The organism is Pseudogemmobacter lacusdianii, assembly GCF_030848395.1.
In the GTDB taxonomy this organism is placed as follows: Bacteria; Pseudomonadota; Alphaproteobacteria; order Rhodobacterales; family Rhodobacteraceae; genus Pseudogemmobacter; species Pseudogemmobacter lacusdianii.
In genome coordinates this window covers 1-20464 of the sequence record NZ_JAVDBT010000009.1, presented here as the reverse complement: position 1 = coordinate 20464, position 20464 = coordinate 1, and the positions used below count along the sequence as shown (strand labels likewise).

Below are 20464 nucleotides of genomic sequence, written 5' to 3'. Positions count from 1 at the left end.
AGGGCGGAGGATCTACAAACATGCCAGCACCGAAAGCGCGAAAAGCGGCGCAAGCCAAGGTTGCCACCGTGGGGCAGGGGCAGCAGGTTGCGGCGCTGGGCCTTAAAGCGCTGGGCCTGACCATCGGTGCCGCCCTTTGTGCCACAGTCTTGGCCAGCAGCCTACGGGCTGAGACCGCCGATCCTGCCGCCGCTTCACCCGTGATCACCTCGCATGGCATCTCGACCTTTGGCGATCTGAAACTTCCCGCCGATTTCAAACACCTGCCTTACGTCAACCCCGAAGCCCCCAAGGGCGGCGAGATGAGCCAAGCTTGGCTTGGCGGGTTTGATTCGATGAACCCTTTCACCGTGAAAGGCCGCGCCGCGCTTGGCTCGACCATCATGCTTGAAAGCATCCTGACGGGCACGGCGGATGAGATCGGCGCGGCTTACTGCCTTTTGTGCACCACGATGGAATATCCCGAAGACCGCTCTTGGGTGATCTTCAATCTGCGCGAGGATGTGCGCTTCTCAGACGGCACGCCGCTCACCGCCGAAGACGTGCTCTTCAGCTTTGACACCCTGCGCACCAAGGGGCTGAACGACTTCCGCGTCGTCTTTAACCAATATGTCGCCGATGCCGAGGTTTTGGACCCGCACCGGATCAAGTTCACCTTTGTCGAAGGCGTGCCAACCCGCGATTTGCCCGAGATGGTGGGGGGGCTCTCGGTCTTTTCCAAAGCGCATTATGAGGCCAATGGCCTTGATCTCGCCGAAAGCACGCTGACGCCCTATCTCGGCTCGGGCGCTTATTCGGCCGATCCAAAGGATGTGAAGCCCGGCAGAAGTGTCACCTACCGGCGCAACCCCGATTATTGGGGCGAAAAGCTGCCGATGAACATCGGGCAGAACAATTTCGACGCCATCCGCTACGAATTCTTCTCCGATTCCAATGCCGCATTCGAGGCGTTCAAGGCCGGGGCCTATACGTTCCGCCGCGAAAGCTCGTCCAAAGCATGGGCAACGCAATATGACTTCCCAGCGCTGAAAGAGGGCGATGTGGTCAAGGCCGAGCTCACTTCGGGCGCCAAGGCGCCGGGGCAGGCTTTCGTCTTCAACCTGCGGCGCGGCGCGTGGCAGGATGCGCGCGTGCGCCAAGCCATCGGCATGATGTTCAATTTTGAATGGAGCAATAAGACCTTGTTCTACGGGCTTTATGCTCGCGTCACCAGCTTTTGGGACAATACCGAAATGGCCGCTAAAGGCGCGCCCAGCGCAGGCGAAGCCGCACTCTTGCAGCCCTTGGTTGACGAAGGCCTGCTGCCCGCCACGATCTTGACCGCCCCGGCGGTGCTGCCCGCGCAATCCTCGCCCGACCGCCAGCTCGACCGGCGCAACCTGCGCGCCGCCTCGGACCTTCTTGATGCTGCGGGTTGGGAGGTTGGCAGTGATGGCAAGCGCCGCAATGCCGAAGGCAAGCTCCTGACGCTTGAGATCCTGAACGACAATTCGCAATTCGACCGGCTGATCTCGCCCTTCGTGGAAAACCTTGTTGCCTTGGGCGTCGATGCCAAACTGGTCAATATCGACGGCGCCGAGATGGAGGTTCGGGTTCGCAACCCCGAATATAACTTCGATCTGATCACCGATCACATGCAAACCAGCTACATACCGGGGACCGAGTTGAAGCAGTATTTCGGCGGCGAAACCGCCGATATCTCGGTGTTCAACGCCATGGGTCTGCGCTCACCCGCCGTGGATCGTCTGATCGAGACGGTGATCGCCGCCACCACCCGCGATGAGATGGAAACCGCCACCCGCGCGCTGGATCGGGTGCTGCGCGCTGAATCTTTCTGGATTCCGCAATGGTTTAACAACAAGCATTGGGTGGCCTATTACAATATGTATGAGCATCCTGCGGAACTTCCGCTCTATGTTCTGGGCGAGACCTCTCTGTGGTGGTATAACGCCGACAAAGCCGCGGCATTAAAGGCCAAGGGCGTGCTAAAGTAACGAAGTGAAAGCGGACAGGATACTTGGGCGCCTATATTCTAAGACGGCTTTTGCTGGTCATCCCGACCCTGTTCGGGGTGATGCTGGTCAACTTTGCCCTCACGCAATTCGTGCCCGGCGGCCCGATCGAACAGGTCGCCGCCCAGCTTGAAGGCGGCGGCGACAGCCTTGGCAACCTGACAGGCGCCAATTCTGACGGTATGCCCACAGACAGCGGCGGCTCCAGCTATTCCGGCGCCCGCGGCCTGCCGCCCGAGTTTCTGGCCGAGTTGGAGGTTGAATTCGGCTTTGCCCGCTTCATTTGCGAGCCTGATTACACCGGCTCGACCGCTGTCCGTGTCATGGCGCGGTCCGAGCAATGCGAGAAGGAAATGATCTCGGGGACCGAGCGTTTCCTGATCATGATGGGCAAATATCTGACCTTCGATTTCGGCCAAAGCTACTTCCGCTCGATCTCGGTGACGGATCTGATCCTTGAGAAAATGCCGGTCTCGATCACGCTTGGCCTGTGGTCGACGCTGCTCGCCTATCTGATCTCGATCCCCCTTGGCATCCGCAAGGCGATGCGCGACGGCAGCAGCTTTGACACTTGGACCAGCGGCATCGTGATCGCCGCCTATTCGATCCCCTCCTTCCTCTTCGCGATCCTTTTGATGGTGGTCTTTGCCGGCGGCAGCTATTTCCAATGGTTCCCCTTGCGCGGGCTCACTTCCGAGAACTGGGCGCAGCTTTCGGTCTTCGGCAAGGTCAAAGACTACCTTTGGCACATCATCCTGCCCGTCACCGCGCAGATGATCTCGGGCTTTGCCACGCTGACTTTGCTGACCAAAAACAGCTTCTTGGACGAGATCAAAAAGCAATATGTGCTGACCGCCCGCGCCAAGGGCCTTTCTGAGACCCGCGTGCTTTACGGCCATGTCTTCCGCAATGCGATGATGCTGGTGATCGCTGGCTTCCCGGCGGTCTTCATGGGCGTCTTCTTCGGCTCTTCGCTTTTGATCGAGACGATCTTCTCGCTGGATGGCCTTGGCCAGTTGGCCTTCAAATCCGCGGTTGAACGCGACTACCCGGTGATGTTCGGCACGCTCTTCGCCTTTGGCCTCGTGGGCCTCGTGATCGGGCTTTTGTCGGACCTGATGTATGTGCTGGTCGATCCCCGCATCGATTTCGCCAATCGAGAGGGCTAAGTGATGGCGCTCTCTCCCCTGAACCAGCGCCGCTGGCGCAATTTCAAAGCCAATCGCCGCGCGATGTGGTCGTTGATCCTGATGGGCCTGCTTTACGGCCTGTCACTTTTCGCCGAGCTTTTGGCCAATGATCGCCCCCTCGCGGTGCGTTACCAAGGCGAATGGCACGCACCTTTCTTGCAGTTCTACCCCGAGCAAAAATTCGGCGGCGATCTGCGGACCGAAGCCGAATATTCCTTGCCCGAAGTGCAATGCCTGATCATGTCCGCAGGCGCGCTTGATTGCTGGGACGACCCCGAGGGCATTCTGGCCGAGGTCAATTCCACAGGCACCGTGCTGGGAGAGCCGGTCGACAAAGGCTATATCCTCTGGGCGCCCATTCCCTACAGCTACACCACCATCGTCAACACCGGCACCGTCGCGCCGGGGCCGATCACCGCGCAAAACTGGCTCGGCACCGATGATGCCAGCCGCGACGTTCTGGCCCGGGTGATCTACGGTTTCCGCCTGTCGATCACCTTTGCCTTGGTCGTCACGCTGGTCTCCTCCGTCATCGGCATCATCGCCGGCGCGATCCAAGGCTATTTCGGTGGTCTCACCGACCTCATCTTCCAGCGCGTGATCGAGATTTGGTCCTCGATCCCCTCGCTTTACGTCATCATCATCCTCTCCGCCGTCTTCACAAGATCGGTCGGGCTGATGGTGGTCTTGATGGTGATGTTCGGCTGGACGGGCCTCGTCGCCCTTGTCCGGGCTGAATTCCTACGGGCGCGCAATTTCGAATATGTCCGCGCCGCCAAGGCCTTGGGCGTCAGCAATACCGCGATTATGTTCCGCCATGTGCTGCCCAATGCGATGGTCGCCACGCTGACCTTCCTGCCCTTCATCATCGTCGGCACCATCTCGGCGCTGGCGGGGCTTGATTACTTGGGCTTCGGCCTACCCGCCTCGGCCCCCTCGCTTGGCCAACTGGCGCGGCAAGCGCAGCAGAACTTGCAAATGCCCTCGCTCGCCTTCGTGGCCTTCTTCACCTATGCCATCATGCTCACGCTGATCGTCTTCATCTTCGAAGGCGTCCGCGATGCTTTTGATCCGCGAAAGACGTTCAAATGAGCCTTTTGACCGTCAAAGATCTGGGCATCCGCTTTTCCCAAGAGGGCCAGTTGATCCATGCCGTGAAGGGCGTCTCCTTTGCGGTGGAGAAGGGGGAGACCGTCGCTTTGGTCGGCGAAAGCGGCTCGGGCAAATCGGTGACGGCTCTGTCGACCGTGGGGCTTTTGTCCGACAATGCGCTGACCGAAGGCTCGGTCCTTTGGCGCGATCAAGAGATGCTGGGCGCGCCCGAAGCCGTGCTGCGCCGCATCCGGGGCAATGACATCAGCTTCATCTTCCAAGAGCCGATGACCTCGCTGAACCCACTGCACACCATCGCGCGGCAATTGGGGGAAAGCCTTGCCTTGCACCAAGGGCTAAAGGGCGAAGCCGCCCGCGCCCGCATCATCGAGCTTTTGACCAAAGTCGGCATCCGCGACCCGGAAAGCCGCCTTAACGCCTATCCGCATCAGCTCTCTGGCGGCCAGCGTCAGCGCGTGATGATCGCCATGGCCCTTGCCAATGGCCCCGAACTCCTGATCGCCGATGAGCCCACCACCGCGCTTGATGTCACCATCCAAGCGCAGATCCTTGACCTTCTGGCCGAGCTGAAACGCTCCGAAGGCCTTAGCCTTCTGATCATCACCCATGACCTTGGCATCGTGCGCCGCATCGCCGACCGGGTCTGCGTCATGCAAGGCGGCGAGATCGTTGAGCAGGGGCCTGCGGAAACGATCTTCGCCAATCCCCAGCACCCCTATACCCAAAAGCTCCTCGCGGCCGAGCCTACGGGCCGGGCCGAACCCATCGCCCCCGGCGCGCCCGAGATCCTGAGCGCCAAGGATCTGCGCGTCTGGTTCCCGATCCAAAAGGGCCTTTTGAAGCGCACCGTGGGCCATGTGAAGGCGGTCAACAGCGCCAGCCTGACCGTGCGTGCCGGGGAAACCCTTGGCATCGTTGGCGAAAGTGGCTCGGGCAAGACCACTTTGGCGCTGGCCTTGATGCGGCTGATCGCTTCCGAAGGCCAAATCCACTTCCAAGGCCAACGCATTGATGGCTTGCGCGGCAATGCCTTGCGCGCCCTGCGATCAGACATGCAAATCGTCTTCCAAGACCCCTACGGCAGCCTTTCCCCGCGCATGACGGTCGAGGAAATCATCGCCGAGGGCCTTGGCGTCCACGGCACGCCCGAGGGCCGCAACCGCCGCGAGATGGTCGAAGAAATCCTCACCGAAGTGGGGCTTAACCCCAGCCATATGCACCGCTACCCGCATGAGTTCTCCGGCGGCCAGCGCCAGCGCATCGCCATCGCCCGCGCCATGATCCTGCGCCCGAAACTTGTGGTGTTGGACGAGCCGACCTCGGCCCTCGACATGACCGTGCAGGTGCAAATCGTTGAGCTTTTGCGCGCGCTGCAACGCAAATATGGGCTGGCCTATATCTTCATCAGCCACGATCTGCGCGTCGTCCGCGCCATGTCGCATCAGGTCATGGTGATGAAAGACGGCGATGTGATCGAGGCTGGAACGGCCGATCAGATCTATGATGCGCCGCGCGAGGACTATACCCGCAAACTTTTGGCGGCGGCTTTGACCGATCATTCCTTGGGTGGCACCAAACCGGCATGAGGGCCGCGGCATGAAGATCCTCTTCGTTCACCAAAACTTCCCCGGCCAATTCCTGCGCCTTGCCCCCGCGCTTGAGGCGCGCGGCCATGAGTGTCGCGCGCTGACGGACAGCGGCAACACCAGATCCTCGCCAATCCCGGTCTGGCGCTACAAGCACAGCCCCGAAAAGGTCGACCCCGCCGCCACAAGGCTCGGGCGGAATTACACCACCATGTCCGACCGCGGCGTCACCACCGCCCGCGCCGCGCTGCAACTGCGCCAGCGCGAGGGTTATGTGCCGGATGTGATCCTTGGCCATTCCGGCTGGGGCGAGACGCTCTTTCTCAAAGAGGTCTGGCCCGAGGCCAAGCTGCTGGTCTATGCCGAGTTCTACTATCGCGGGCGGGGGGCCGATGTCGGCTTTGACCCCGAGTTTGGCGCGCCAAATTTCGATCAGGTGATGATCGCCCAAGGCCGCACCGCGCATCTCGGCCAAGCTTTGGCCCATGCCGACAAAGGCCTTTCGCCGACCCTCTGGCAGGCCTCGACCTATCCACCCGCTTTGCGCGCGATGATTGATGTGATCTTCGACGGCGTTGACACCGATGCAATGGCGCCCAACCCAGAGGCGCAACTGACCCTGCCCAACGGCCAGACCCTCCGCGCCGGGGATGAGGTCTTAACCTTCGTCAACCGCAACCTTGAACCCTATCGCGGCTATCACATCTTCATGCGCGCATTGCCCGCTGTCCTCGCCGCGCGGCCCAATGCGCAGGTGGTGATCATCGGCGGCGATGAGGTCTCTTACGGCCCGGCCCCGAAATCGGGCAACTGGAAAGAGCAGTTCTTGGCCGAGGTCCGCGACCAGATCGACCCCGCCCGCGTGCATTTCCTTGGCCGCGTGCCCTATCCGCAATTCACCGCCGCTTTGCAGATCTCGCGGGTCCACGCCTATCTCACCTATCCCTTCGTCTTGTCATGGTCGATGCTCGAGGCGATGGCGGCGGGCTGCATGGTGGTGGGCTCCAACGTCCCCCCGGTGGCCGAGGTTCTGCGCGATGGCGACAACGGCAAGCTGGTGGATTTCTTCGATGTCCAAGGCTGGAACGCGGCTTTGATCGAGGCGCTGGCCAACCCCAAGGCCCATGCGCCTCTGCGTGCAGCCGCCCGCCGCACCGTGCAAGAGCGCTATGATCTCAACCGCATCTGCCTGCCGAAGCTCATCGAGCTTGTCGAAAGCCTTGGCCCCAGAGCCTAAGCCGTCGGCAGGTTTAGGTGATCTTCTCCAGCCGCTCTTTGGGAATATCGCCCGGCACAATCGTGATCGGGATCGGCAAAGAGCCCGAGTTGCGGCTCATCGCGGTGACCAAAGGCCCCGGCCCGTGCTTTTCCGTCGAAGCGCCCAAGACCAGAATCCCGATCGAAGGGTCTTCTTGCACCTGCGCCAAAATCTCGGTCACCGGATCGCCCTCACGCACCACAAGCTCAGGGTTCACCCCCTGCTTGTCGCGCATCCATTTGGCAAAAACCTCAAAATGCGCCTCGATCCGCTCGCGCGCCTCGGCGCGCATCAGATCCGAGACCCCCATCCAATGCTGGTATTCCTCGGGCGGGATGATCGACAAGATCACCACCCCGGCCGAGGTATGGGCCGCCCGCAAAGCCGCGTAACGCATGGCATTCAGGCATTCGCGGCTGTCGTCCAGAACGACGAGAAACTTCCGCATTCTTCTCTCCCCTTTGGCCGGATCATTCCCGCGACGCGTCCGAAACGCAAGCGTTAGCGCACGCCCTCGGGCATCAGGAAATGCCCGGTGCCTTGCGCGAAAAGCCGGCTGCGGTCGTCTTGCCATGCCTCGACATGCACCGAGGCATAGCGCCGCCCCTGCCGAACCACCCGCGCTTCGGCAAAGCTGTCGCGCGACAGTCCGGGCCGCAGGTAATCCACCGTCAGATCAATGGTTTTCGGCAAAGCGGGCAGGGCGACGGCCTCGCCTTCCGGCAGGCCGGTCCAGAGAAGCCCCACGATCGCCGTGGTCTCTAAAAATGCCGCCGTCACCCCGCCGTGCAAGGCCGGGATCGCCGGATTGCCGATCAGCATCGGCGAGAAGGGCAGCACCGCCGTCAGCCGCTCTCCCGCCGTCTCGAACCGCAGGCCCAGAAAATGCAGATAGGGAATCCGCTGCGCCATCTGGTTCAAAATCTCGCCCCGGTGGCTCATTTCTTGCCCTCCACCGTGAAGGCGCCTGTGGCCATTGCCACCGGGCGCGCCTCATCCTCATCGCTCGCCGTCACCCGCACGAAAGCGACTGAGCGCGTGACGTGATGGCATTCCGCCCGCGCGCGGATCGCCTGACCGGGCGTTGCCGGGCGCATGTAATCGATCCGCAAATCCAAGGTCGCGGTGACACCACTGGCCTGCGGATGGCTCATCACTGCCGCGCCCGAAGCGGTGTCCATCAATGTCGAGACCGCGCCCCCCGCGATCACCCCCGTCGCCGGATCGCCAATCAACTGGGGATGATACGGCATCACAATCTCGGCGCGGCCATCGCCCAGCGCCTCGATCTGCAGCCCCAGGGCCTGCGCCTGTGGCAAAGCCATGATGAACGCCTGCGCGGCACTCAGCTCCGGTCCGGCCATCGCACAACCCCTTCTGACAGATGCGCCTCGGTTATTTGCGCATCGCGCGCGCTCTGCAACCCCGTTGCGGCTGGTGCAAGGCAGCATTGCGCCGCTAACTTAGCGTAAAGCGGTTGAGATTGCCCTCGCGGGTGCTTAACTTTCGGGGAACGTTGGCTCTGGTGAGTGGCAGGATTGAATGACAACCGAACGGCTGACCTTCAAAGAAATGTGCGCCAAATTTGACGTAACGCCGCGCACCTTGCGTTATTACGAGTATATTGAGCTGCTCTCTCCTGAAAAAGAGGGCCGCTCGCGCTTCTATGGCCCGCGCGAAGTGGCCCGGATGAAGCTGATTTTGCGGGGCCGCCGCTTCGGCTTCAGCCTTGAAGAGATTCGGCAATGGCTCCTCGTCTATGGCCAAGCGGGCGAGAAGCATCAGCTGGATGAATGGCTGGTGCTGGCCGACCGCCAATTGGTCGAGTTGGAGCGTCAGCGGGCTGAGCTTGATGTCAGCATTGCCGACCTTAAAGCTCTGCGTGCTACGGCCGTGGCCGAAATGGCCCGCTTGCCAGAATAACACTTTAGACGTGCAACCCTTGATTGCGGCCCTGCCACCCGCCTCGGCGGGACTGGGCGCATGCGTGCTGCGCGCAGCACAGCCTTGACCGGGCGGCCCTCACCGCGCAGTCCCCTCACCGCGCGGTGCTTTGCGTCAAAGCGACCCTGCGTTCCCGGCCCGCGTGACGTGACGTTACGCTTACCTTAACGTCAAGCACGCTAGTATTCGGGCCATCAAACCCCACCTGCGCCTTTTACGAGTTGAGCTGAAGCGAGACCGAGATGACCTTTAAGGATCCCTCCCATCAAGACGTCATGACCATCCGCGAGATGTGTGATGCCTATGATGTAACGCCACGCACGTTGCGATTTTACGAAGCAAAAGAACTGCTTATGCCAATTCGCCAAGGCACGCGGCGGCTTTACACCCGCCGGGACCGCGCCCGTCTGGCGCTGATCCTGCGCGGCAAACGCTTTGGCTTCAGCCTCGAAGACATCCGCCAAACGCTGGATCTTTACGACCGCGAAAGTGGCAATGTGGTGCAGCTGCAACGCACTTGGATCTTGGCGCAGGAACGGCTTGAGGCGATGCGCGCCCAGCGGGCCGAACTCGACATTGCCATCGACGAATTACAGCGCGAGCTTGAGGCCAGCACGCCCCTTCTGGCCGCCGTGGCCAAGGCCGCTGAGTAGAGATTGCAGCAACGACCGGCGCGGTTGTTCTGCCGCGCCGGGGTTCCAATAAGACCACCGGAGGGAGAGACCGATGCCCAGCTACAAAGCCCCAATCGCCGATATGCAATTCCTGCTGCATGAGGTGCTGAAAGCCCCCGCCAGTGCTTTGCCGGGTTACGGCGACCTGGAACCCTCCTTCACCGCAGCGGTGCTGGAAGAGGCGGGCAAGCTGGCAACGGATGTGCTCGCGCCGCTGAACGCCGTTGGCGACCGCGAAGGCTGCGTGTTGGAAAACGGCACCGTGCGCACGCCGACCGGCTTCAAAGCCGCCTTTGATGCGATGAAAGAGGGCGGCTGGACCGCTTTGGATTGCGACCCAGACTATGGCGGCCAAGGCCTGCCGTATCTGATGCAATCGGCGGTGGGTGAGATCTTCGTCTCGGCCAATATGGCCTTCAACATGTATCAAGGCCTGACCCACGGCGCCTATTCGGCGATCCATGCCCATGGCACGGCCGAGCAAAAGGCCAAATATCTGCCGAAAATGGTCACCTGCGACTGGACCGGCACGATGAACCTGACCGAGCCGCATTGCGGCACGGACCTTGGCCTGATGCGCACCAAGGCCGAGCCGCAGGACGACGGCAGCTATAAGATCACCGGCCAAAAGATCTTCATCTCGGCCGGCGACCATGATCTGGCGGAAAACATCATCCATCTCGTGCTCGCCAAAGCCCCCGGTGGCGGCGAAGGCACCAAGGGCATCTCGCTCTTCATCGTGCCGAAAGTCATGGTGAATGACGACGGCTCGCTTGGCGCGCGCAACGCGGTCTCGGTTGGCAAGATCGAAGAGAAGATGGGCATTCACGGCAATGCCACCTGCGTGATGAATTATGACGGCGCCACCGGCTGGCTGCTCGGAGACCTGCACAAAGGCATGCGCGCCATGTTCACCATGATGAACGAAGCGCGTCTGGGTGTGGGCCTGCAAGGCTATGCCGTGGCCGAAGCCGCCTATCAGAATGCGGTGATTTACGCCAAAGACCGTCTGCAAGGCCGCGATGTCACCGGGGCCAAGAACCCCACCGGCCCCGCCGATCCGCTGATCGTCCACCCCGACATCCGCCGCAACCTGATGGAGCAGAAAAGCTTCGTCGAAGGTGCGCGCGCGCTGACCTTCTGGGGCGCCTCCTTGATCGACGCTGCCCATAATGGCGACAAAGACGCCGATGGTCTGATCGGGCTTTTGACCCCGGTGATCAAAGGCTTCCAGACCGACAAGGGCTTTGAGACGGCGGTGAACGCCCAGCAAATCTACGGCGGCCACGGCTATATCGAAGAGCAAGGCATGTCGCAATTTGCCCGCGACGCCCGCATTGCCCAGATCTATGAAGGCGCCAATGGCGTGCAGGCTTTGGACCTCGTGGGCCGCAAACTCGCCTCCGATGGCGGCAAGCATGTGATGGCCTTCTTCGAGATGGTGAAGGCCGAATGCAAAGCCCATGACGGCGACGCGCGCATGACAGCCTTTGTCGAGCCGCTCAAGACCGCCTCCAAGCAGATGCAGGCCGCCGGCATGTTCTTCATGCAAAACGGCATGAAAAACCCCAATGCAGCGCTGGCCGGCTCTTATGACTTCATGCATCTCATGGGCCATGTCTGCCTTGGCCTGATGTGGACCCGCATGGCCAAAGCCGCACTGGTTTGCTTGGATGAAGGCCGCGGCGACAAGTCCTATCTCGAGACCAAAGTCGCCACCGGCCGGTTCTATATGGCGCGCCAATTGCCGCTTTGCGGTGCGCATCTGGCGCGGATCGAAAGCGGCGCTGATACCGTCATGGCATTGGACGCCGAAGCCTTCTAATCTGGCGCAAACCTGCGGGGCCGTCTGCCGATCCAAAAGGCCGGCGGCCCCCTCGCACCGGAGCCGCCCATGCCCAAACGCTTTCGCCTTACCCGCCGCTTTCCCGTGGCCATGACCGAAGACGGCTACCGCCGGCTGCGGCGCTTTGCCAATGAAGCGGGCCTTGATGAGGGCGAGGCTCTCTCCTTCCTGTTCGAGAACTTCGATTCCGTCACTGATACCGAAAACCTCACCCACCGCATGCGCCTCTTCAACGCCGAGCTTGAAGCGCGCAAACGCTAAGCGCGCGCAGGGGCAAGCTGCGGACGCCTCCGGCGGGGGAGTATTTAGATCAAGATGAAAAACCAAGGGCGTCCCGATCCGGCGGCACTGGCCCTAGGGCATCCGGCCGATTGGCGCTGTCGCTCTCGCGGATCGGGAGGCTTCTTCACCTTGAGCGGTCATCGGCTCTCCAGCCTGTACCGCAAACCCTGTGTCGCATGAGATAGGTTAAAACTTCGTTATTCATCTTGAGGAAAATACTCCACGGGGGTGCGGGGGTGTGAAACCCCCGCCCTCGACCCCAGCCAAGAGAAAGGCGCAGGAATGGCAGTGCAACTTTACGGCTTCGGCGAATCCGGCAATGCCTATAAATGCGCGCTGGCGCTCGAGCTGACCGGCCAAGCTTGGGAGCTGCGCTTTGTCGATTTCTTCAAGGGCGAGGCGCGCAGCCCCGCCTTTCGCGCCATCAACCCAATGGCCGAAATTCCGGTGCTCATCGATGGCGCCGAGACCCTCAGCCAATCCGGCCTCATCTTACAGCATATCGCCGCGAAAACCGGCCAGCTCGGCGGCACGAATGAGGCTGAGCGCAAGGAAATCTGGCGCTGGATCCTTTGGGACAACCACAAACTCTCCACCCAAATCGGCGCCTGCCGCTTTTTGATGAACTTCCTTGCCCCGGAAAAGCGCCCCGAGGGCGTGGTCCCCTTCCTGCAAAACCGCCTCAAAGCCGCATACCAAACCTTAGAAGAGCACCTTGCAAGCCGCGACTGGATCGTGGGGCAGGGGGCGACCATTGCCGACCTCTCCTGCTGCTCCTATCTTTATTATGATGAGCCCTTTGGCTTCAGCCGAGACGCCTATCCCGGGATCGACCGCTGGCTGGACCGGATCGCAATGCTGCCCGGCTGGCGCCCGCCTTACGACTTGATGCCCCGGGCATTTCCGCCCAGCTGACAAAGGCTTAGCCCCCGGACTTGGCCAGGCCATCGCTGCAAGCAGCCTGCCAGCCTTGCCGCTGCAGCCTGTGACGCAGCGGAAGAATTGCACGACGCCCCAGCGCGGGGTGAGAAAGAGATGAAAGGACGCTGCCTGAAACGGCCAAGGGTTGGAGAGCTGACCAAAGCCCCAAGGCGGCGCGCAAAAGATAGGGACTGCCTTGGCCGACCCGCCGCAGTCTCAAAGCATGACGGAGGAAAGACCCATGACCGAAGCCTTCATCTACGACGCCTGTCGCACCCCTCGCGGCAAGGGCCGCGCGGATGGCTCATTGCATGAGGTGACCTCGGTCGCCCTTTCGGCAGGCATCCTCAACGCGGTGAAAGAGCGCAACGGTCTCACAGGCCATGCGGTCGAGGATGTGATCTGGGGCAATGTCACCCAAGTGGGTGAGCAGGGCGGCTGCCTTGCGCGCTCGGCGGTGCTTCTGTCAGACCTTGACGAGTCGATCCCCGGCCTTGCGATCAACCGCTTCTGCGCCTCTGGGATGGAGGCGGTGAACCTGGCCGCCAACCAAGTCAAAGGCGGTGCAGGTCAGGCTTATATCGCTGGCGGGGTCGAGATGATGGGCCGCGTCGCTATGGGCTCGGACGGGGCGGCGATCGCCGTTGATCCGACCCTTGCGATGAAGACCTATTTCGTGCCGCAAGGCATTTCGGCCGATATCATCGCCACCGAATATGGCTTCAGCCGCGCCGATGCCGATGCTTTGGCGGTGGAAAGCCAACGCCGCGCCGCCGCCGCTTGGGCCGACAATCGCTTTGCCAAATCCATCGTCCCGGTCAAAGACCGCAACGGTCTGACCATCCTTGCCCATGACGAATTCATGCGCCCCGGCACCGATATGGCGGCGCTGGCCAAGCTTGATCCCAGCTTCAAAGCCATGGGCGAGGTGATGCCCGGTTTCGACAAGATCGCGCTGATGAAATACCCGCATCTTGAACGGATCGAACATATCCACCACGCTGGCAACTCCTCGGGCATCGTCGATGGCGCCGCTGCGGTTCTGATCGGAAATGCAGAATTTGGGAAAGCCCATGGGCTAAAACCCCGCGCCCGCATCCGCGCCACCGCTAAGATTGGTACGGATCCGACAATCATGCTCACGGGCCCCGTCCCGGTGACCGAGAAGATCCTCAAAGACGCCGGCATGCACATTTCGGACATCGACCTTTTCGAAGTGAACGAGGCCTTCGCTTCCGTGGTGCTGCGCTTCATGCAGGCCTTTGAAGTTGATGCCTCAAAGGTCAACGTCAACGGCGGCTCCATCGCCATGGGCCACCCCCTTGGCGCCACCGGCGCGATCATCATCGGCACCCTCCTTGATGAGTTGGAGCGGACCGGCAAAGGCACCGGCCTTGCCACGCTCTGCATCGCCTCGGGCATGGGGGCCGCCACCATCATCGAGCGGCTCTGATGCGCAAGCTTGACCTTACCAAGGTGCCGCTGAAGGCAGGCTCGCTCTATCCCGAGCCTTATGCCGAGATGATGCAGGGCCGCTCGTCGCTGCGTCTGGGCCAAGCCGCAGGGCTGACGCAGTTCGGCGTCAATCTGGTGACGCTGAAGCCCGGCGCTTTGTCCTCGCTGCGCCATTGGCACAAGGCCGAGGATGAGTTCATCATGGTCATGGCTGGCGAATGCGTGCTTGTCACCGATGCCGGGGAAGAGACCATGCGGCAGGGCGATTGCGTGGGCTTCCCCGCAGGCCAGCCCGATGGCCACCACCTGATCAATCGCGGCGATACACCCGCCGTCTTCCTCGTCATCGGCTCCAAAGCTGCCGAGGAAACCGTCACCTATACGGATGTTGACCTCCTGCTGCGCAGCACGGACGGCGTCACGACATTTACCCATAAAGACGGGCGGCCCTACCAGCCCGAGGGAGAGAACAATGGCTGATTTCACCTATGCGCTTGACGCCGATGGCGTGGCAACCATCACTTGGGATGTCGCTGCCAAATCGATGAACGTCATGTCCACCGACGGATTCCAACTGCTCTCTGATCTCGTCGATCAGGGGCTGGCGGATGCCGCCTGCAAGGGCATCATCATCACCTCCGCCAAGAAAGATTTCGCCGGCGGCATGGACCTGAATGTCATCGCCGAGATGCGCAAAGGCGGCGCCGAGGCGATTTTCGATGGCGTCATGATGATGCATAATGTGCTGCGCAAGATCGAACGCGCGGGCATGGACCCCAAGACCAAAAAGGGCGGCAAGCCGATTGTGGCAGCACTCCCCGGCACCGCGCTTGGCATCGGGCTTGAGCTGCCGCTCTCCTGCCACCGCATCATCGCCGCCGACAATCCCAAGGCCAAGATCGGCCTGCCCGAAATCATGGTCGGCATCTTCCCCGGCGCGGGCGGCACCACCCGCCTTGCCCGCAAACTCGGCGCGATGATGGCCGCACCCTTCCTCTTGGAAGGCAAACTCTCCGACCCCAAAGCCGCCAAAGCCGCCGGGTTGATCGATGAGGTCGTGCCCGCCGAGGAGCTCCTCACCCGCGCCAAGGAATGGGTCCTCAGCGCCAAAGAGGCCGATCTTGTCAAACCTTGGGACGAGAAGGGCTTCAAAATGCCCGGCGGCGCGCCCTATCACCCCGCAGGCTTCATGACCTTCGTCGGCGCCTCGGCCATGGTCAACGGCAAGACCCAAGGCGTCTTCCCGGCCGCCAAAGCGCTCCTCGCCGCCGTCTATGAAGGCGCGCTCGTCCCCTTCGACACCGCGCTGAAGATCGAGGCACGCCACTTCACCTCGGTCCTTCTCAACCCCTCGTCTTCCTCGATGATCCGCTCGCTTTTCATCAACAAAGAAGCGCTTGAGAAAGGTGCCAACCGCCCGAAAGTCGAAGACCAATCGGTCAAGAAACTCGGCGTGCTTGGTGCGGGCATGATGGGCGCAGGCATCGCCTATGTCGCCGCCAATGCGGGGATTGAGGTCGTGCTGATCGACGCCACCCAAGAGGCATCCGACCGCGGCAAAGCCCATGCCGAGTCCATCCTCGACAAAGGCATGAAACGCGGCAAAGTCACGGCTGAGAAGAAAGCCGAGACCCTTGCCCGCATCAGCGCCACCATCGATTACGCCGCCCTCAAAGGCGTCGATCTGATCGTCGAGGCCGTGTTCGAGGATCCCAAGGTCAAGGCCGAGGTCACCAAGAAGGCCGAAGCCGCCGCCCCCGGCGTGATCTATGCCACTAACACCTCGACCCTGCCGATCACCGCGCTCTCCGCCGCCTCCTCGGCGTCGGAAAACTTCATCGGCATCCATTTCTTCTCGCCCGTCGATAAGATGATGCTGGTGGAAATCATCCGCGGCAAAGAGACCGGCGAAAAAGCCGTGGCCAAAGCGCTCGACTTCGTGCGCCAGATCCGCAAGACGCCGATCGTGGTCAATGACGCGCGCTTCTTCTACGCCAACCGCTGCATCATCCCTTACATCAACGAAGGCATCCGCATGGTCGCCGAAGGGGTCGAACCGGCGCTGGTGGAAAACGCCGCCCGCCTTGTCGGCATGCCGCTTGGCCCCTTGCAACTGGTTGATGAGACCTCAATCGACCTCGGCGTCAAAATCGCCAAGGCGACCAAGGCGGCGATGGGTGCCGATTACCCCGATGGCGCGGTGGATGATGTGCTCTTCTGGATGGCCGATCAGGGCCGGATGGGCCGCAAAGCCAATGCAGGCTTCTACGCCTATTCCGATCGCGGCGAACGCCTCGGCCTTTGGGACGGGCTCGCCACGAAATACCCGACCGATAAGATGCAGCTGAGCCTTTCGGATGTGCAGCACCGCCTTTTGATGGCGCAAGTGCTGGAGGCCGTCCGCGCGTTGGAAGAGGGCGTGCTCACCGACATCCGCGAAGGCGATGTCGGCGCCATCCTCGGCTGGGGCTTTGCGCCTTGGTCGGGCGGCCCCTTCAGTTGGCTCGACATCATCGGCGCGCCGCGCGCGGTCGAAATCTGCCGCGGCCTCACTGCACAATTCGGCCCCCGCTTCCAAGCGCCGAACCTCCTGCGCGAGATGGCCGAGAAGGGCGAGACCTTCTACACCCGCTTCGCCAGCCAAAAAGCCGCTTAAACGGCAGGGCCAAACTCAAGGCCCAAACCATCCCCGGCGCGGCCCCCTCAAGAGCCGCCCACCCCAAACTAAAAAGGCGCGTCCCCCAAGGGGCGCGCCTTTCTCATTTCACCTTGACCCAAATACTCAAAAACGCGGCCCGAACCAGACCGCGCCCTCCCTCATTTTCTGTCTTTAAATATCCTGCGGGGGGCCCGGGGGGCGCAAAGCCCCCCGGCGACCAGATCAAACAAACAGCCCCACGCAAACCATATCAAAGCCATACGTAAACCAGCGCAAAACCATACCCAGAATTTTGAACCTTTTAAGCGGCTTAGACCGCAATCAGGTTCGGCAGCGCGCGCCCTTCGGCAAAGGCGATCAAATTCTCCACCGCCATCATCCCCATCGCCTCACGCACCTCCAAACAGGCGGTGCCAAGATGCGGCAGCAGGGTGACATTCTCCAAGGTCCGCAAGGCCTCTGGCACGACGGGTTCTTGCTCGTAGACATCCAAGCCAGCCCCGGCGATCCGGTGGCTTTGCAGGGCGGCGATCAGGGCCGCCTCATCCACCACATCCCCGCGCGAGATATTCACCAAGATCCCGGATTTCTTCATGCCAGCCAAAGCCTTGGCATCTACCAGATGCCGGGTCGCAGGCCCACCGGGCACCGCTGCCACGACAAAATCCGCCGCCATCACCTCGGCCATTTCCACTTGGCTTGCCGGGAAATCCACCTCAACTTTTGACCGGTTGTGGAACACCACCTTCATGCCAAAACCAAAATGGCAACGCCGCGCAATGGCTTGGCCAATGCGGCCAAAGCCCAAGATACCAACGGTTTTCCCCGAGACATGCGTGCCCAGCATCTGCGTCGGCGCCCAGCCTGCCCAGTTTCCAGACCGCACCAGCCGCTCGCCCTCTCCAAGCCGCCGGGCGGCCATAAGAATCAAAGAGATAGCGATATCCGCCGTGGCATCCGTCACCGCGCCGGGGGTGTTGGTGACCTGCACCCCGGCCTTCGCAGCGGCAGCAACGTCGATATGGTTATAGCCCACCCCGAAATTGGCCAAAAGCTTGGCCCGAGGGGCTGGCACATCGGCAAAAACATCCGCCCGGTAAAGATCGCCAAGTGTCGGAAGAATAACATCAAAATCCCGAAGGCTCTCGCGGAATTCCTCGCCAGACATCACGCTGGTCTTGTCGCGTAGCACCAGATCAAACCGCGCTGCGGCAGCCGCCACAACCGCCTCGGGCATCGAGCGGGTGATGAGAAGCCGCATCAGAACATCCGCCCGCCCAAAGGCACTTCATGGCCGGGGGCCAAGAGCACCACTTCGCCCGCCTCATCCGGCACGCCCAGCACCAAAACCTCGGACTTCACCGGGCCAATTTGCCGGGGCGGGAAATTGACCACCGCCATGACCTGACGCCCGATAAGCCCTTCAATCGTATAGTGTTTTGTGATCTGCGCCGAAGAGCGTTTCACCCCCAAATCACCGCCAAAATCCACCCAAAGCTTGAAGGCAGGCTTGCGCGCTTCCGGGAAAGGCTCGGCTTTAACGATCACGCCAACGCGGATATCGACCTTCTCAAAATCGCCGTAAGTGATCATTTGCCCAACTCCTTGCCACGGTCCGAGGCCGCCTGTGCCGCGCGCTTCAGCAGGGGCGGGAAGCCTGACGCCGCATCCATCAAGACCCCCAAAGCCGCCGCCGTGGTCCCGCCCGGAGAGGTGACGTTGATCCGCAATTGTGCAGCGGAATCATGGGATTGATGTGCCAACTCCCCAGCGCCCGAGACGGTTGCGCGGGCCAATTGCATCGCCACCTCAGGCGTCAGCCCTAAAGCGACACCCGCATCGGCCATCGCTTCGATCAGGTGAAACACATAAGCCGGGCCCGAGCCCGAGACAGCGGTCACGGAATCGATCTGATCTTCGCTTTGCAATTCAACAACTTGGCCCACCGCCGCCATCAGCTCACGCGCCAAAGACAGATCAGCCGCACCGGTATTGGCATTGCCAATGATCGCGGTGATCCCGCGCCCCACCATCGCTGGAGTGTTGGGCATGCTGCGCACGATCGGGGTCTGCGCGCCCAAGACAGCCTCAAAGGTCGCGATCGAAGTGCCCGCCGCAATCGAGATGAAGAGGGTTGATCCATTGCCCAGTGCTTGTAGGGCGGGCAGCGCGTCCCCCATCATCTGGGGCTTCACAGCCAGCAAAGCCACCGCAGGGGCAGGGGGCACACCGGCATTCAAATGCACGCCGCTGGCTTGCAGCCAGTCGCTCGGATGCGGCTCAATCACCCAGACCGAAGCCGCCGGCAGCCCCGCTTTCAGCCATCCGGCCAGCAAAGCCGAGCCCATCTTGCCGCAACCCAAGAGCACAAGCCCGTCGCGGGCCACTACGTCCAGTGTCATGCACACCCCCATATTCTGAGGGAGAGGTTAGACCGGCAAGGGATGGTAATAAAGCCCAAGCCCCGCAAAAAGCGGCGTTTCTTGGAGCGGTTAGCAGCGCCCGTAGGGCTCGGCCATGGCGACTTTCATCGCGTCAACGGGGGTTTTCTCGCCCCAAGCAGCCATTTGGAAGGCGGGGTAGAACCGTTCGGAGGCATTGACAGCCCCTGCAATCAGCCGGTTGATCTGCTCGGAACTGGCCATCTGGCCCCCCGCAAGGCACAGGCCATAGCGCCACACCATCAGCTTCTGCTCAGCCCACCAGGTGAAAGCGCCGTTCCAAACCATGTCGTTGCAACGGTTTAGCACATCGTAGATCGCCGGAACCCGCGCATCCGGCGGCTCCATCTCGAAGGTGCAGATCAGCCGCAGCGTCTCATCCGAGGCGCTCCAAGCCAGGGTCAGCGAATAGGTCCGCCACTGGCCCTCAACCGCCATCGCAATCTGGTCATCCGTGACCCGATCGAACTCCCAATCATGCTCTGCCGCCAGCGTCTCGACGATGTCGATCGGGTGCAGATCTTCATTGAACAGGAAATCTTCAGAAAACGACATTGCCCGGCCTCACTATGGTGCCTGAGCGGAGTTAGGGACCGCTATAGGCAGGGTGTCTGGCAAGGTGCAGCGTGTGCCGGACTGTGACCTTACTAGATATAGTGAGGGGGTCGGGGAAGCCTGTAAAGCTCTTTCGCGGCAAATCTTCTGTGGAAAAGCCATGTATTACTTGTGGCTCGCCACCAGAGTTTGCACATTTTGACACTAGAGTCTGCAGCAGGGCGTTTTCTAAGCTCGCGGGGGCGGGAGTGTAAAGGGGGCCGTTAGGCCCCCCTTTAAAGCTCATTCAACGAAGGCCACACGCGGCACCAGTTCCGTTGCTAGCTTGCCGCGGCTGGTTAGGGCCATCGGGCCTCACATCATTGCAGGCGTTACACCGCGGGCATTTGATCTGCACTAAGCCCCGTAAGGCGCCCACTGTCACTTTGAATAGCAAACGCCGACATTCGCAACAGCGAGCTTCTAGGGTCAGGACCCATTGATTATCCACTCGCGGCGTGATTCAGGCTCCGCGAGGAGACTGACAGA

Annotated in this window: 21 protein-coding genes; 13 read left to right on the top strand and 8 right to left on the bottom strand. The window is 61.4% G+C overall.

The annotated features are described in order from the left end of the window. Positions 1-20 precede the first annotated feature (20 nt). From Q9295_RS10545 to Q9295_RS10525, 5 genes are read left to right on the top strand one after another with little or no spacing between them, the layout of a single operon-like run. Positions 21-1994: an extracellular solute-binding protein gene (locus Q9295_RS10545; protein WP_306680530.1), complete on the top strand. Its 1974-nt coding sequence runs from the start codon at positions 21-23 to the stop codon at positions 1992-1994. A 23-nt stretch (positions 1995-2017) separates the two neighbouring features. Next, positions 2018-3181, top strand: coding sequence for a microcin C ABC transporter permease YejB (locus tag Q9295_RS10540; RefSeq protein ID WP_306680529.1), 1164 nt, complete (start codon positions 2018-2020; stop codon positions 3179-3181). Positions 3182-3184: 3 nt separating this feature from the next. Next, positions 3185-4294, top strand: coding sequence for an ABC transporter permease (locus Q9295_RS10535; RefSeq protein ID WP_306680528.1), 1110 nt, complete (start codon positions 3185-3187; stop codon positions 4292-4294). After that, entirely contained in the window at positions 4291-5901 is a 1611-nt protein-coding gene (locus Q9295_RS10530) for an ABC transporter ATP-binding protein (RefSeq protein WP_306680527.1), read from the top strand. Before Q9295_RS10535 ends, Q9295_RS10530 begins: the two co-directional genes overlap by 4 nt. Positions 5902-5911: 10 nt before the next feature. After that, positions 5912-7138, top strand: coding sequence for a glycosyltransferase family 4 protein (locus Q9295_RS10525; RefSeq protein ID WP_306680526.1), 1227 nt, complete (start codon positions 5912-5914; stop codon positions 7136-7138). A 13-nt stretch (positions 7139-7151) separates the two neighbouring features. Here Q9295_RS10525 and Q9295_RS10520 read toward each other — a convergent pair whose 3' ends face one another. From Q9295_RS10520 to Q9295_RS10510, 3 genes are read right to left on the bottom strand one after another with little or no spacing between them, the layout of a single operon-like run. Then, positions 7152-7607: a universal stress protein gene (locus Q9295_RS10520; RefSeq protein WP_306680525.1), complete on the bottom strand. Its 456-nt coding sequence runs from the start codon at positions 7605-7607 to the stop codon at positions 7152-7154. A gap of 53 nt (positions 7608-7660) precedes the next feature. Then, complete coding sequence (locus Q9295_RS10515) at positions 7661-8101, bottom strand: PaaI family thioesterase (protein ID WP_306680524.1); 441 nt, start codon at positions 8099-8101, stop codon at positions 7661-7663. Continuing rightward, positions 8098-8523 carry a PaaI family thioesterase gene (locus tag Q9295_RS10510; RefSeq protein ID WP_306680523.1) on the bottom strand — a complete coding sequence of 142 codons (426 nt, stop codon included), beginning with the start codon at positions 8521-8523 and terminating at the stop codon, positions 8098-8100. The genes Q9295_RS10515 and Q9295_RS10510 overlap by 4 nt, the downstream gene beginning before the upstream one ends. A 178-nt stretch (positions 8524-8701) precedes the next feature. On the opposite strand from Q9295_RS10510, the gene Q9295_RS10505 reads away from it, so the two are divergent. The 8 genes from Q9295_RS10505 (at position 8702) to Q9295_RS10470 (ending at position 16937) form a co-directional block, all read left to right on the top strand. Continuing rightward, positions 8702-9082: a MerR family transcriptional regulator gene (locus tag Q9295_RS10505; RefSeq protein WP_306680522.1), complete on the top strand. Its 381-nt coding sequence runs from the start codon at positions 8702-8704 to the stop codon at positions 9080-9082. A gap of 263 nt (positions 9083-9345) precedes the next feature. Further along, entirely contained in the window at positions 9346-9756 is a 411-nt protein-coding gene (locus Q9295_RS10500; RefSeq protein WP_306680521.1) for a MerR family transcriptional regulator, read from the top strand. 73 nt (positions 9757-9829) lie between these two features. Next, entirely contained in the window at positions 9830-11602 is a 1773-nt protein-coding gene (locus Q9295_RS10495) for an acyl-CoA dehydrogenase C-terminal domain-containing protein (protein ID WP_306680520.1), read from the top strand. Positions 11603-11671: 69 nt separating this feature from the next. Continuing rightward, positions 11672-11884: a hypothetical protein gene (locus Q9295_RS10490; RefSeq protein WP_306680519.1), complete on the top strand. Its 213-nt coding sequence runs from the start codon at positions 11672-11674 to the stop codon at positions 11882-11884. Between the two features lie 303 nt (positions 11885-12187). Beyond that, complete coding sequence (locus Q9295_RS10485) at positions 12188-12820, top strand: glutathione S-transferase family protein (RefSeq protein WP_306680518.1); 633 nt, start codon at positions 12188-12190, stop codon at positions 12818-12820. A gap of 247 nt (positions 12821-13067) precedes the next feature. Beyond that, entirely contained in the window at positions 13068-14279 is a 1212-nt protein-coding gene (locus tag Q9295_RS10480; protein ID WP_306680517.1) for an acetyl-CoA C-acetyltransferase, read from the top strand. Further along, positions 14279-14761 (top strand): cupin domain-containing protein, encoded by a 483-nt coding sequence (locus Q9295_RS10475; RefSeq protein ID WP_306680516.1) that lies wholly within the window; start codon positions 14279-14281, stop codon positions 14759-14761. Before Q9295_RS10480 ends, Q9295_RS10475 begins: the two co-directional genes overlap by 1 nt. Then, positions 14754-16937, top strand: a complete 2184-nt coding sequence (locus Q9295_RS10470; RefSeq protein WP_306680515.1) for a 3-hydroxyacyl-CoA dehydrogenase NAD-binding domain-containing protein — start codon at positions 14754-14756, stop codon at positions 16935-16937. The genes Q9295_RS10475 and Q9295_RS10470 overlap by 8 nt, the downstream gene beginning before the upstream one ends. Positions 16938-17250: 313 nt before the next feature. Here the strand turns inward: Q9295_RS10470 and Q9295_RS10465 are convergent, their stop codons facing one another. The 5 genes from Q9295_RS10465 to Q9295_RS17980 all read right to left on the bottom strand — a co-directional run bounded on the left by Q9295_RS10465 (position 17251) and on the right by Q9295_RS17980 (position 20426). Then, on the bottom strand, positions 17251-18201 hold the full coding sequence (locus Q9295_RS10465) for a 2-hydroxyacid dehydrogenase (RefSeq protein WP_306680514.1): 951 nt from the start codon (positions 18199-18201) through the stop codon (positions 17251-17253). Beyond that, entirely contained in the window at positions 18201-18533 is a 333-nt protein-coding gene (locus tag Q9295_RS10460) for a tRNA-binding protein (RefSeq protein WP_306680513.1), read from the bottom strand. The genes Q9295_RS10465 and Q9295_RS10460 overlap by 1 nt, the downstream gene beginning before the upstream one ends. Next, positions 18530-19342, bottom strand: coding sequence for a pyrroline-5-carboxylate reductase (gene proC, locus Q9295_RS10455; protein ID WP_306680512.1), 813 nt, complete (start codon positions 19340-19342; stop codon positions 18530-18532). The genes Q9295_RS10460 and proC overlap by 4 nt, the downstream gene beginning before the upstream one ends. A gap of 90 nt (positions 19343-19432) precedes the next feature. Continuing rightward, positions 19433-19936, bottom strand: coding sequence for a type III secretion system chaperone family protein (locus tag Q9295_RS10450; RefSeq protein ID WP_306680511.1), 504 nt, complete (start codon positions 19934-19936; stop codon positions 19433-19435). A 286-nt stretch (positions 19937-20222) separates the two neighbouring features. Continuing rightward, positions 20223-20426 (bottom strand): Com family DNA-binding transcriptional regulator, encoded by a 204-nt coding sequence (locus Q9295_RS17980; protein WP_373457452.1) that lies wholly within the window; start codon positions 20424-20426, stop codon positions 20223-20225. Between the last annotated feature and the right edge of the window lie 38 nt (positions 20427-20464).